Origin of the sequence: Polaribacter sp. IC066, assembly GCF_007997085.1 — a bacterium.
GTDB lineage: Bacteria > Bacteroidota > Bacteroidia > Flavobacteriales > Flavobacteriaceae > Polaribacter.
In genome coordinates, this window is sequence record NZ_VORR01000001.1 from 19275 (window position 1) to 32878 (window position 13604).

Annotated in this window: 15 protein-coding genes and 1 pseudogene; 8 read left to right on the forward strand and 8 right to left on the reverse strand. The window is 30.9% G+C overall.

The genetic code is table 11. The features are described from left to right. Positions 1-81: 81 nt before the first annotated feature. The 5 genes and pseudogenes from ES044_RS00090 to ES044_RS18720 form a co-directional block, all read right to left on the reverse strand. Entirely contained in the window at positions 82-621 is a 540-nt protein-coding gene (locus tag ES044_RS00090) for a hypothetical protein (RefSeq protein ID WP_147117433.1), read from the reverse strand. A 41-nt stretch (positions 622-662) separates the two neighbouring features. Next, a complete protein-coding gene (locus tag ES044_RS18710; protein ID WP_262712360.1) occupies positions 663-785 on the reverse strand; it encodes a sigma factor-like helix-turn-helix DNA-binding protein in 123 nt (40 codons plus the stop codon). Beyond that, positions 782-982 carry a hypothetical protein gene (locus ES044_RS18715; RefSeq protein ID WP_262712359.1) on the reverse strand — a complete coding sequence of 67 codons (201 nt, stop codon included), beginning with the start codon at positions 980-982 and terminating at the stop codon, positions 782-784. The genes ES044_RS18710 and ES044_RS18715 overlap by 4 nt, the downstream gene beginning before the upstream one ends. Before the next feature lie 3 nt (positions 983-985). Further along, a pseudogene (locus ES044_RS19310) lies at positions 986-1039 on the reverse strand (RNA polymerase subunit sigma-70); the annotation flags it as partial. Positions 1040-1048: 9 nt separating this feature from the next. Continuing rightward, positions 1049-1201: a hypothetical protein gene (locus ES044_RS18720; RefSeq protein WP_223269077.1), complete on the reverse strand. Its 153-nt coding sequence runs from the start codon at positions 1199-1201 to the stop codon at positions 1049-1051. 228 nt (positions 1202-1429) lie between these two features. Between ES044_RS18720 and yaaA the strand changes: the two genes are divergently transcribed. Further along, positions 1430-2188: a peroxide stress protein YaaA gene (yaaA, locus tag ES044_RS00100; RefSeq protein ID WP_147117432.1), complete on the forward strand. Its 759-nt coding sequence runs from the start codon at positions 1430-1432 to the stop codon at positions 2186-2188. Between the two features lie 78 nt (positions 2189-2266). On the opposite strand, the gene ES044_RS00105 is transcribed toward yaaA, so the two are convergent. Then, on the reverse strand, positions 2267-3151 hold the full coding sequence (locus ES044_RS00105) for a Brp/Blh family beta-carotene 15,15'-dioxygenase (RefSeq protein WP_147117431.1): 885 nt from the start codon (positions 3149-3151) through the stop codon (positions 2267-2269). 88 nt (positions 3152-3239) lie between these two features. Here ES044_RS00105 and ES044_RS00110 point away from each other — a divergent pair, with 88 nt between their 5' ends. Continuing rightward, the gene (locus tag ES044_RS00110) at positions 3240-3977 is read left to right on the forward strand and encodes a bacteriorhodopsin-like (RefSeq protein ID WP_147117430.1); all 738 of its coding nucleotides are present in this window, start codon (positions 3240-3242) and stop codon (positions 3975-3977) included. Positions 3978-4411: 434 nt separating this feature from the next. Here the strand turns inward: ES044_RS00110 and ES044_RS00115 are convergent, their stop codons facing one another. Both ES044_RS00115 and ES044_RS00120 read right to left on the reverse strand, forming a co-directional pair. After that, positions 4412-5836: an L-serine ammonia-lyase gene (locus ES044_RS00115; RefSeq protein ID WP_147117429.1), complete on the reverse strand. Its 1425-nt coding sequence runs from the start codon at positions 5834-5836 to the stop codon at positions 4412-4414. 131 nt (positions 5837-5967) lie between these two features. Further along, entirely contained in the window at positions 5968-6309 is a 342-nt protein-coding gene (locus tag ES044_RS00120; RefSeq protein WP_147117428.1) for a DUF2853 family protein, read from the reverse strand. Between the two features lie 247 nt (positions 6310-6556). On the opposite strand from ES044_RS00120, the gene dnaK reads away from it, so the two are divergent. The 6 genes from dnaK (at position 6557) to ES044_RS00150 (ending at position 13426) form a co-directional block, all read left to right on the forward strand. Further along, a complete protein-coding gene (gene dnaK / locus ES044_RS00125; RefSeq protein ID WP_147117427.1) occupies positions 6557-8449 on the forward strand; it encodes a molecular chaperone DnaK in 1893 nt (630 codons plus the stop codon). A 1260-nt stretch (positions 8450-9709) separates the two neighbouring features. Then, entirely contained in the window at positions 9710-10156 is a 447-nt protein-coding gene (locus ES044_RS00130) for a hypothetical protein (RefSeq protein ID WP_147117426.1), read from the forward strand. A 122-nt stretch (positions 10157-10278) separates the two neighbouring features. Further along, positions 10279-11166 (forward strand): metallophosphoesterase, encoded by an 888-nt coding sequence (locus ES044_RS00135; RefSeq protein ID WP_147117425.1) that lies wholly within the window; start codon positions 10279-10281, stop codon positions 11164-11166. 9 nt (positions 11167-11175) lie between these two features. After that, on the forward strand, positions 11176-11700 hold the full coding sequence (locus tag ES044_RS00140; RefSeq protein WP_147117424.1) for a hypothetical protein: 525 nt from the start codon (positions 11176-11178) through the stop codon (positions 11698-11700). 131 nt (positions 11701-11831) lie between these two features. Then, positions 11832-13040 carry an NAD(P)/FAD-dependent oxidoreductase gene (locus ES044_RS00145; RefSeq protein WP_317131205.1) on the forward strand — a complete coding sequence of 403 codons (1209 nt, stop codon included), beginning with the start codon at positions 11832-11834 and terminating at the stop codon, positions 13038-13040. Between the two features lie 80 nt (positions 13041-13120). After that, the gene (locus tag ES044_RS00150) at positions 13121-13426 is read left to right on the forward strand and encodes a hypothetical protein (RefSeq protein ID WP_147117423.1); all 306 of its coding nucleotides are present in this window, start codon (positions 13121-13123) and stop codon (positions 13424-13426) included. Positions 13427-13604: the final 178 nt, after the last annotated feature.

Consider the following 13604-nt stretch of genomic DNA (forward strand, 5'->3'; position numbering starts at 1 on the left):
ATTGATAAATTTTAATTATTCATTGTTTCTACTTATTTAGAACCAAATTTTTTACGATAGTTTGAACAGTTTATATTTTTTTTATAAAATAATTGATTCGATAAATTTATCATCCATATAACTCCCTAACAACGAGTCTTCTAAAATTAATGAATTCAAAATTAAATTATCTAATTTTTGTTCAGAAAGTTCTGCTTTCACTAAAACTTCCTTAAATAAAATTGCTTCGGTAAAGGCGTCTACTTCCGAATCTTCGATTAATAAAGAGTTGACTAATACATCATCTGAAAAAGCAAGAAGTTCAAAACTGGGTGCACTTATAGCATCTTCTTTATTAGAGTTTTGCAACCAAACGGTTAAACTCAACATAAAAACTAAAGAAGCTACTGCCCTATATTTAAATTGGGGCTGCGTCCAAAAAACCAAGTGCTTTTTAGGTTTTTCTATGGGTGCTATTTTAGCTTCATCTTGTATCCTCTCTAAAATAGACAGCTTCGATTTCGCAAAATATCCTTTAGGAAGTTCTGTACCTAAATATTTTTTATGATGTTTAGAAATATCACCTCTTAAGCCTTCTTTTAGAAAGCGTTGTTTGTTGTTATTTTCTGTTGATTTTTCCATAATATCTTAGTTAAACCCCAATTGTTATCAATAGTTTGGATTTATAATAAAATTTTTTCTTCGATAATTTTTACTGTTGTGTAATACGTCGATTTTAAGGTACTTTCTGATACTTTTAAAATTTCTGCAATTTGCCTGAAACTCAAATCATCAAAATATTTCATTTGAAAAACTTGCTGTTTTTTTCTGTAAACCCATCAATAATTTTGTTTAATTTTCTTTGAATTTCATCACCATCAAAATATTCATCTTCGAATAAAACTTCTAAACAAGCTTCCGAAACTTCATCAATATTATGATAATTTTTCTTGTTATTCTTTTCTAAAAACCGAATAGATTCGTTGTAAGCAATTCGATACATCCAGGTATGTAAACTGCTTTTTTCTTGAAAGTTAGCAATACTTTTATAGATTCTAATAAATACGTTTTACAGCACATCATCTGCATTTTCATGGGTTGTAACAATCTTTCTAATATGCCAATACAAGCGTTCTTGATAGCCGTCAAGGAGCGCACTAAAAGCGAGGTCTTTTAGTACAGGATTTTTTAACTTTTTTACAAGTTCAGCGTCTTTACTCAAATACGATTTTGTTAGTTGCCATTCTTTGACCCATTATAAATGAAATAGTTTGTTGCATTTATAAAATAAAACTGACTTTATCCTTAAATAAATTTTTCAAATAGGTTTATCAATTTAAATTGATGGGTTTATTTGAGAAATTTTAGAATGATTTGTATATTTATATTTTAAAGTACGCAATCATTAATGCTCAACTTGGTTTCGTATCTAACTTTTCAACTTTAACAAATGAAAATTATTATATCTCCAGCAAAATCTTTAGATTTTGAAAGTACAGTGCCAACAAGTTTGTACACACAACCTCGTTTTTTAGCACAATCAGAAAAATTAAGTAAAAAGTTAAAAACGCTTTCAAAAAATAAATTATCAGATTTAATGAAAATTTCTGATGATTTAGCCGCCTTAAATTACGAGCGTAATCAAACTTGGGAAACTCCTTTTCATCCAGAAAATTCAAAACAAGCTATATATGCTTTTACAGGTGCCGTTTTTCAGGGAATTGATGTCAACTCTTTATCCGAAGAAAAAATTCCATTTTTACAAGAAAATTTAAGAATACTATCGGGTTTATACGGTTTGTTAAAACCTTTAGACTTGATACAACCTTATCGTTTAGAAATGGGAACGAGATTACCGGTTGGTAAAACAGAAAATCTCTATAAATTTTGGAATCATAGCATAGCAGATTCGTTAAACGAAGAATTAGCCGACGATGAACTGTTCGTCAATTTGGCAAGTACAGAGTATTTTAAAGTAATTCCTACAAAAGTTTTAAAAGTACCAATGATAACGCCTGTTTTTAAAGATTTTAAAAACGGACAGTATAAAATAGTAATGACCTATGCCAAAAAAGCAAGAGGTTTAATGGTACGTTATATTATTGATAAGAATGTAAAAACGATTGAAGATTTAAAAGGTTTTAATGTTGATAGATATCGTTTTTCTGAAGAATTGTCTGATGGAAATGAGTTAGTTTTCACGAGATAAAATCTTCTTTTCAGTCTTCTTTTCAGTTTTTAGTTTCAGTTCACAGTTACTCATTGTAAACTGAAACTAAAACCTGAATTAATTTTTCATCTTATGCATTACCCAAGTGTGTGGCGCTGTTACTGCAAATAAAATTACAAAAACTACGCTTGCAAATAGTTCTATTTTAGGCACTAACTGATATAAAATTAACAACCCCGCAATACTAATTACCCAATAAACCATTGCTTTTTTTACGTAAAATAAAATATTCTTTTTGTTTAAATTTCCTGAAATAAATTCTACTTGATGAATAATAGAAGGTATCGAATGCCAAAAAATAAAGTAAATGGCAAAACCTAATATTAAAGAAGAGGTATTAAACACTAAAAAAAGCAACACCAGATAAAAGAGCTCTTTTAAAAACATTTTCAAATCGCTCTTTTTAATTACAATCAAATAAGAACTTCCAAGAAACAACAAAATAGCGCTTACAATTAGGGTAACTTCTACCTGAACCTTTGAAAAACTTGTACCTGTTAATTCAGCCATAATTTTATCAACATCCAAAAGTGATTGATAAAAAAGTAGCGAAAAAATAAACAATCCGTACGCTAAAAAAAAGATTGAATTAAATAGTGTGTTCATCTTTATTTTATCGCCAAAATGCTCTTCGCCAAAATGATAAGCACTCAATAAAACAAATAATAAAATGGCAATAAAAGGGCTGATAATGTAAATTAAAATGCAAGCAAGTATAATACTTACATAAATAAATAAGTTTTTTATGAACGATTTATTTTTTTTATCTTTTACAGATAAAATCAGTAAATCATTTGCCCCGTGAATAATCCCTATAGATATTACTAGAACATATGCTAAAAAATCTTCTACAACTTCCCCAAATTGAATACTGATCCAAAATAAGAAAAATGTAAAAAAAATCATAAAATTTTGATAATTATTACTTTTTATTCCTTCCATCTTTCAAAGTTAAGAATTATTTATGTAAATTTGTTTAGCGCTTTATTTAAAGTGTTAAACATTTATTTACTAACTTAAATTTTTTAATATGAGTTTAATTACAAATTTTTTCGCCGTGTCAAAGATGGCTCCGGACGATTACGTAGGATTTACATTTTTTGTAGGTTCGATGGCTATGATGGCCGCTTCGGCATTTTTCTTTTTATCAATGAGTAGTTTTGATAAAAAATGGAGAACATCAATTTTAGTATCAGGTTTGATTACCTTTATTGCTGCAGTGCATTATTTTTACATGAAAGAGTACTGGGCAGAAATCGGTGAATCTCCAACATTCTTTAGATATGTTGACTGGGTCTTAACGGTTCCGTTAATGTGTGTTGAGTTTTATTTAATCTTAAAAGTTGCAGGAGCGAAGAAGTCTCTAATGTGGAAATTAATTTTCTATTCTGTAGTGATGTTAGTTACAGGATATGTAGGAGAGGTTCTTTACAGAGACAATGCTTGGTTCTGGGGATTAATTTCAGGAATTGCATATTTTGCAATTGTGTATGAAATCTGGTTTGGAGAAGCTAAAAAATTAGCAGTAGCTGCTGGTGGATCTGTACTAAAAGCACACAAAACGTTATGTTGGTTTGTTTTAGTTGGATGGGCAATTTATCCTGTTGGATATATGGCTGGAACTCCAGGATGGTACGAAAGTGTTTTTGGAGGATGGAACTTAGATGTTATTTATAACATTGGAGATGCTATCAACAAAATCGGATTTGGATTAGTAGTTTATAATCTAGCCGTATTAAGTTCAAGTTCAGAAACAGTAAAAAAATAACATTTAGTTAGTTATTGTTGAAAGTCCAGAAGCCCTAAAAAGCTTTTGGACTTTTTTTTTATCACTCGGCTAAACCAACATGAATAGTCAATCGACTTTCAAAGGTTTCTTTATAATTCTTATGCGTGTCTTTGGTAGTTTCTGGATGGTATCAATTACTTATCTAAATGTACCAAACACTTTTTAACAATAGGATAAACCAATATGAATAGTCAATCTTCCTTCAGAGGTTTCTTTATAATACTTATGCGTGTCTTTGGTAATTTCTGCATGGTATCAATTACTTATCTAAATGTACCACGCACTCTTTAACAATCGGCTAAACCAACATGAATAGCCGAACCACCTTCAGAGGTTTCTTTATAATACTTATGCATGTCTTTAGCTGTTTCCCAGATGGTATCAATTACTTATCTAAATATACCACGCACTCTTTAACAATCGGCTAAACCAACATGAATAGCCAAACCACCTTCAGAGGTTTCCTTATAATTCTTATGCATGTCTTTGGCTGTTTCCCACATAGTATCAATTACTTTATCTAAATGTACCAAGCATTCTTTAGGGTCGGTTTCTAAAGCAATTTCTGCGGCATGAATTGCTTTTATGGCGCCCATAGAGTTGCGTTCTATACAAGGCACTTGCACCAAACCTCTAATAGGATCGCAGGTTAAACCCAAATGATGCTCCATTGCTATTTCTGCAGCCGATAAAACTTGTGCTGCCGATCCGCCTAATAATTCTGTTAAAGCCCCCGCTGCCATTGCAGAAGAAACGCCTATTTCTGCTTGACAACCACCCATTGCTGCAGAAATTGTAGCATTTTTCTTGAAAATACTGCCAATTTCGCCAGCAACTAATAAGAATTTTTTAATTTGCTTAAAGTCTGCCTCATGATTTTCTATGACCAAATAATACATTAATACTGCCGGAATAACACCTGCACTCCCGTTCGTTGGTGCGGTTACAACTCTGCCCAAAGCAGCATTTACTTCATTTACAGAAAGCGCAAAACAACTTACCCATTTTAAAATTTCTCTAAATTTCACCTCTGTGCTTCGTATTGCTGTAATCCATTCTTTAGGATTTGTATAACTCGTATCTTTTATTAATTTTCGATGCGTATCAAAAGCGCGTCTTTTTACATTTAATCCGCCAGGAAGTCTGCCCTCTGTATGACAACCAATATACATAGACTCTAGCATGGTGTCCCAAATTCTATGCAATTCCGCATCAATTTCAGAATCCGTTCTTAATTCTAATTCGTTTTTTAATACAATATCTGAAATTTGTAAGTTCTCTTTTTCGCAATATTCTTCTAATTGAATGGCTCTATTGATAGGATACGGAAAGTTCTTTTTATTAATTTCAATTTCTTCTTCTAAATTGTCATCTTCTTGCACAATAAATCCGCCACCAATAGAAAAATAAGTTTCCGTTGAGATTTCTTGATTTTTAGAAAATCCTCTAAAAGTGATTCCGTTTGAATGAAATGGTAAAAATTCTTTGTTAAAAATAATTGCACTTTTTAAAAAGGCAATTCTTTTTCCGCCTTTAAAATACAATTCTTCTTGCGTGTTAATTCTATCAACAATGGTAAAAAGATCTTCAATGGGAATATATTCAGGGTCTGCTTCACTTAAACCTAATAAAACAGCAATATCGGTAGCATGACCTTTTCCTGTTAAAGATAAAGACCCGTATAAATCTACCTCAACCTTGTCTAAACGATCTAGAAGATCTGTTTCTTTTAACTTTTTAACCCATGCAATGGCAGCTCGCCAAGGACCTAATGTATGTGAACTTGATGGACCAACGCCAATCTTCAACATATCAAAAACACTAATAAATTGCGACATCCTTAAAAATGATTAAAGTTTAGTTTGTAAAAATAAAAAATCCAACTCAATGAGTTGGATTTTTTATGATAAATATAAAACTCTATTCTAAATTAGAAATAGAATTTTTGTGTGATTTAAAAAATAGCTATCTACATTCCGTAAACATCTTCTTTTTTAAAGTGCTCTGCTAACATATAATAAACAACAGCTCTGTATTTGCTTCTTTCAGATTTACCAATAGCTTCTACAACGGTATTAATTGCTTCGTCTAATTTTGGTCCATCAGCCAAACCTAATTTTTTTATTAAAAAGTTGTTTTTAACAGTTGCTAATTCTTTAGCATCTGAACCAGAAACTGTTTCTGCATCTCTCTTATAGATTGATGGCCCTAAACCTTTTGTTACTGCTTTTAATAAATCTGCATTGTATTTTAGGCCTTTATCGTCCATAAATTTAGAATACTGTGCTACTTTCTCGTCAAATTTGCTCATGATTTTTTGTTTAATTTATTTAATAATTATTTAATTCCTAAAGAATAATCCAAATATAAGAAAATAAAAATGGTTTCCTATTTATATGGTTGTACTACTCTTTAGATACATTTTGTGTCAATATGTCACATTTATTTTGAAAAACTTTTTTAAAACTGACATTTTTCTATCAAAAACCTGTTGGCATACAGTTTGACTATTGGTAGTTGTAAATTGAAAAAACGAATTTTTAATAAAAATAAGTATTATGAGTAAAATTATAGGAATAGATTTAGGAACAACAAACTCTTGTGTTTCCGTAATGGAAGGTAATGAGCCAGTTGTAATTCCAAATTCTGAAGGAAAAAGAACAACACCATCTATCGTTGCCTTTGTAGAAGGTGGAGAGCGTAAAATTGGTGATCCTGCAAAAAGACAAGCAGTAACAAACCCAACAAAAACAGTTTCTTCTATCAAACGTTTTATGGGAAACAAATTCTCTGAATCTTCTAACGAGATTAAGAGAGTACCTTATAAAGTATTAAAAGGAGATAATGATACCCCAAGAGTAGATATTGATGGTCGTTTATACACACCACAAGAAATTTCTGCAATGGTATTACAGAAAATGAAAAAAACAGCTGAAGATTATTTAGGCGCAACTGTTACTGAAGCTGTAATTACGGTACCTGCATATTTTAACGATGCACAAAGACAAGCTACAAAAGAAGCTGGTGAAATTGCTGGTTTAAAAGTAAGAAGAATTATAAACGAACCTACTGCTGCTGCGTTAGCGTATGGTTTAGATAAATCTCACGACGATAAAAAGATTGCTGTTTTTGATTTTGGTGGTGGAACACATGATGTTTCTATCCTTGAATTAGGTGATGGTGTTTTTGAAGTATTAGCAACAGATGGTGATACGCATTTAGGTGGTGATGATGTTGATGCAAAAATTATCGACTGGTTAGCTGCTGAATTTAAAGCGGATGAAAACATGGATTTGACAACAGATCCTATGGCTTTACAACGTTTAAAAGAAGCTGCAGAAAAAGCGAAGATTGAACTATCTTCTTCTGCTTCAACAGAAATTAACTTGCCATATATTACTGCTACTGCTTCTGGACCAAAACACTTGGTTAGAACATTATCTAAAGCAAAATTTGAGCAATTAATTGATGATTTAGTAAAAAGAACAATAGAGCCTTGTAGAAAAGCTTTAAAAAATGCAGATTTAACAATTGCTGATATTGATGAAGTTGTTTTAGTTGGTGGTTCTACAAGAATACCTGCTGTACAAGAAGCTGTTGAAAAATTCTTCGGAAAAGCGCCAAGTAAAGGTGTTAACCCTGATGAAGTTGTTGCTTTAGGAGCTGCAATTCAAGGTGGAGTTTTATCGGGTGATGTAAAAGATGTATTGTTATTAGACGTTACACCTTTATCATTAGGTATTGAAACAATGGGGAATGTTTTCACAAAATTAATTGATGCAAACACAACCATACCTACAAAAAAATCTCAAGTATTTTCAACTGCTGTTGATAACCAACCGTCTGTAGAAATTCACGTTTTACAAGGTGAGAGAGCAATGGCTGCTGATAATAATACAATTGGTCGTTTCCATTTAGATGGTTTACCTCCAGCACAAAGAGGTGTACCTCAAGTAGAAGTAACTTTTGATATTGATGCCAATGGTATTATTAAAGTTTCTGCTTTAGATAAAGGCACCAACAAATCTCATGAAATTAGAATTGAAGCTTCATCAGGATTGTCTGAAGAAGATATCAAGAAAATGAGAGATGAGGCTGAAGCAAATGCTGATTCTGATAAAGTTGCAAAAGAAACTGCAGAGAAAATTAATGCTGCAGATTCTATGATTTTTCAAACAGAAAGTCAATTAAAAGAATTTGGCGATAAATTATCTGCGGATAAAAAAGAGCCAATCGAAGCTGCTTTAGTTGAATTAAAAGCTGCTCATGAATCTAAAGATTTAGCATTAATTGATGCTGCAATGGAGAAGATTAATGAAGCTTGGAAAGTTGCCTCTGAAGAAATGTATGCTGCTGAAAAAGGAGATGCAGGATCAGAAAAAGAGGAACCAGATGCTAGCAAAGCTAAAGGAGACAACGTTGAAGACGTAGATTTCGAAGAAGTAAAGTAAGCAGAGAACCACTTTTGCCTTTTGGCAAAAGTGTGTGAATCGCTTATCCCGCTTTTTCAGCGGGATCTTTAAGAAGTAATCTAAATTCAATTTAAAAAATCAATACAAAATCCCACTTTTTCAGTGGGATTTTTCATTTTCTGAACCTTGCTTAATCATCAACAAAATTATAAAATAATAAAATAAACCGATAACGCTTTTTCAGCGGGATCTTTAAGAAGTAATCTAAATTCAATTTAAAAAATCAAAACAAAATCCCACTTTTTCAGTGGGATTTTTCATTTTCTGAACCTTGCTTAATCATCAACAAAATTATAAAATAATAAAATAAACCGATAACGCTTTTTCAGCGGGATCTTTAAGAAGTAATCTAAATTCAATTTAAAAAATCAATACAAAATCTCACTTTTTCAGTGGGATTTTTCATTTTCTGAACCTTGCTTAATCATCAACAAAATTATAAAATAATAAAAAAAACCGATAACGCTTTTTCAGCGGGATCTTTAAGAAATTATCTAAATTCAATTTAGAAGATCAATATAAAATCCCACTTTTTCAGTGGGATTTTTCATTTTCTGAACCTTGCTTAATCATCAACAAAATTATAAAATAATAAAAAAAAATAGATTTCAACAAAAGGCAAAAGTGTGTGAATCGCTTATCCCGCTTTTTCAGCGGAATCTTTAAGAAGTAATCTAAATTCAATTTAGAAGATCAATACAAAATCCCACTTTTTCAGTGGGATTTTTCATTTTCTGAACCTTGCTTAATCATCAACAAAATTATAAAATAATAAAAAAAATAGATTTCAACAAAAGGCAAAAGTGTATGAATCGATTATCCCGCTTTTTCAGCGAAATCTTTAAGAAGTAATCTAAATTCAATTTAAAAGATCAATATAAAATCCCACTTTTTCAGTGGGATTTTTCATTTTCTGAACCTTCCTTAATCATCAACAAAATTATAAAATAATAAAAAAAAATAGATTTCAACAAAAGGCAAAAGTGTGTGAATCGATTGTCTCGCTTTTTCAGCGAGATTTTATATTGACCTTTTCAACGAATATAATTCTTAAAAGATCAAATTATTTTTTTCAATAGTTATTTGCACCTTGTAAAAATAATATTCTCAAAACCACGCATCAAAAGTGATATAAAATAAGTTTGTATATTTTCTAAAACAACCATTTTTTGGCAAGGTTTGTGAATAAATATTTTTTTGACAAATATTAATCTAACTAAAAAATTAAATTTTAACCTTATGAAAAAGTCACTTTACACAACCTTACTCCTATGCGTTTTACTCTTAACCTTTTCTGGTTGCAATGATGATACTAATTCAAAATACCCCAAATTAATAGATGTCGAGTTTATGGTTACAGCCACTAAACAAAAGGTTACTTCTAGAATTGAAACATCAATAACAACACCTACAAGTGCATATGGAGCTACTAATTTAGACAAAAAATCATCTTCTTACTCAAACAATCACATACCCTTTAACAAGAAAATTATACAACAATCCATTCCTTCTTTTGCCATTTTAGGTCTTCGTTACCAAGATGATTCAGTACTTAATGTGGGTGCTGTTTTTGAACCTTATAGCGTTAATTTAGAGATTAAAATTGATCGTAAAATTGTTGCAGACACTACTTTTAGTATTGATACTGAAGGCAAAACTATACACCTTGAATATGATTTTGAATAATCATTAATGAAAATTCATACAGATAGATTTTACCACTGTGATTAACAAAAAAACGCAATCAGTAATATGATTGCGTTTTTTATTTATTACAATATATTTGCAACTTTAAAGTAAATCTTAACATGAAAAAAATAACCTTATTTACCTTAATTTTAATATCCGTACTTTCTTGCACAAAAACAAATAATGCATCCTTTAAAATTGGTGTTATTTCTGACTGTCAATACTGCAATTGCGATGTAAAATGGAATCGCTATTATAAAAAATCTCCTGAAAGATTAAAAGAAGCAGTTGCGATATTAAATAAAGATACTTTAAATTACACCATACATTTGGGCGATTTTATCGATAAAGATTTTGAAAGTTTAGATAGCATTTTACCTACTTGGCAACAATTAAAATCGAAATCTTACCACGTACTAGGAAATCACGATTTTGAAGTAAAAGATTCTTTAAAAGAACAAGTACTGCAAAAATTAAATATAAAAACCAGATACTACAGTTTTGTAGAAAAAGATTGGCGTTTTATTGTTTTAGATGGTAATGATTTAAGTTTCTATGGCGCGTTAACCCCAACTAAACAACAACAAACCGATTCTATTTTTAAGTTGTTAAAAGATAAAAACATACCGTACGCAAAAAAATGGAACGGGGCTTTAAGCACAAAGCAACTAAATTTTATTCAAAAAGAATTAGATATCGCAGTTCAACTAAATCAAAAAGTTGGTTTTTATTGTCACTTTCCAATATACCCAATAGATCAGCATAATATCTGGAACAGAGAGCAATTTTTAGCACTTATAAAACCATATAAAAATGTAAAATTGTTTTTTAATGGCCATAATCACGCGGGCGCTTATGAATTGGTTGATAATGTTCATTATCTAACTTTTAAAGGAATGGTAGATACCGAAAATACCTCTGCTTTTGCAAAAGTATATTTTGATAAAGACACTGTTTTTGTGAAAGGATTTGATAGAGAAATTTCAAGAAAATTAGTCATTAAATAAACCCTCCAATTGAAAATCTATAACCAAACCAACTTCTTCAAACATACTTTTTGCGAGTTTTTACAAGTAGATACTTTTACATTTCCCGAAAACGAAAACTATAAAAGTAAATCTGAAAGTATTTATTTTTATACAGGTGAAGGGGTTTACCGAAAATCGAATCATTGGGGAAGAGTTGCCAATTGCAGATGGAAATTACTGGCTAAAAAAAATTACAAAAATCAACAAACAGTTACTGGATTTGCAAAATGGACGGAATTCTATCCAATTAATTCCACAGAAAAGATCTTTTATATTGATGTGAATTTTGAAGAAAAAACTGCAAAAATTCAATCGAATACAGCCAATTCAACTAACTATGCATTTACATTTTCTGATGCTCAAAAAAAAATAAAACAAATACAGCATTTATTTAAAGATGATAAATGGGTTAAATATTTCAATTTAGAAATTAACGAATTACAGAATCAGATTATTTCTAAATTTGTGAATTCAGAGAAAAGCTTGCAAGAAATAAAGCGAAATTTTAAATGATGTATTCAAAAAAAGTGTTTTTCAATCTTAAAAATCGTTAGAATATCGTTTTTTATTACGCACAATCTTAAAGTGTAAAATAGCTCAATTTTCAGTAAATTTGCTACTCAATCAAATCAGACTAAATCTACATGAACATTCCACAAACAAGTTTTCCTAGAGTTGTAATTAATGGTGGTGGTTTTGCAGGTTTGGCGGCTGCAAAGGGTTTAGAAAAACAAGAATTGCAAGTTGTTTTAGTCGATAAACACAATTATCACACATTTAAACCGCTACTCTATCAAGTTGCAACGGGCGGACTAGTGCCCGACGCTATCGCTTTTCAATTAAGAAAACCTTTTAACGATGTAAAAAATTTCTATTTTAGATTAACCGAAGTCGTTAAAATTAATGCTGATAAAAATAGCATAGAAACCACTACTGGCAATTTAGACTATGACGAATTAATTATAGCTACAGGCTCTACTGCCAACTTTTTTGGCAATACCAATATCAACAAATTTGCAATGGCAATGAAATCCATTCCGCAATCTTTAAACATTAGAAGTCTTATTATAGAAAACTTTGAAGACGCCTTACTTACATCAAACATAGAAGAAAGAAATGCGTTAATGAACTTTGTAATTGTGGGTGGTGGCTCAACAGGCGTTGAGTTGGCTGGTGCTTTGGCAGAAATGAAAAAAGGAATTTCACCAAAAGATTATCCTGATTTAAACATCCGTAAAATGCAAATAAATTTAATTCAGAGTGCTGAATGTTTATTAAAAGGAATGAGTGCTAAAGCTTCGGAAAAAGCAGAAGATTTTTTAATTAGTTTGGGCGTAAATATTCGGAAAAATTTACGCGTTTTAGATTATAACGGAAAACTAGTTACTACAAATGGCGTAGATCATTTTAGCACAGAAACCATTATTTGGGCGGCAGGTGTTCATGGAGCAACTCTTGATGGTTTAGAAGCAAATTGTATTATTGAAAGAGCCAAACGCTTTAAAGTAAACGAGTTTAGCCAAGTTGAAAATTATAAAAACATCTATGGAGTTGGTGATGTTGTTTCTATGGCGTCAGAAAAACACCCCAAAGACCACCCAATGATGGCGCAACCTGCCATTCAGCAAGGTACATTAGTTGCAAAAAATATTTTAGCAAAATTATTACAAAAAGAACTAAAACTTTTTGAATATCACGACAGGGGTTCTGTGGCAACTATTGGATGCAATAAAGCCGTTGTAGACTTACCAAAATGGGAGTTTCAAGGAGTCTTTGCTTGGTTTGTTTGGATGTTTGTGCATCTTTTTTCATTGATTGGCTTCAGAAATAAATCGATTGTTTTTTTTAATTGAGTGTATAATTATATTCGTTTTTATAGAGAAACAAGATTGATCATTCGTCCGTATAAAAAAAGAAAAAATTAGTTTAGAGTATGAGTACAAGAATCATAAAATGCCCAAAATGTGGACTTTTTAATACCAATAAAGATTATTGTGAAAATTGTAACACACTAATTTCTAATGATAAAAAAAGAGAATTAAAGATAGCTGCTGTAAAGCAGCAACAAATTGATGAGGCAATTTACAGCATAGAAAATCCTGGTTTGGCAGAACGTTTAAAAAAACACCCCAATGCTTTTTACAGAGTTGTAGGTTGGGTACTCTATTCTATAATTACCGTGGTAAGTTTAATTGGTGCAGGTTTAGCATGGGCAATTACAATGGTTGCAGCTGGTTAATATGAACAAAAAACTCACTTATTTCTTTTTTTTCTGCTTACTTACAGGTACAATTATCTATATTTTTCAATTTTTTAAAATTCCCTTACCTCCTAGTGTTAATAATTATTTGAATGATTTTTTTATCGTACCGATTGTACTTTATATCAGTTTGGTTGTTTTAAGGTTTACCCGAAAC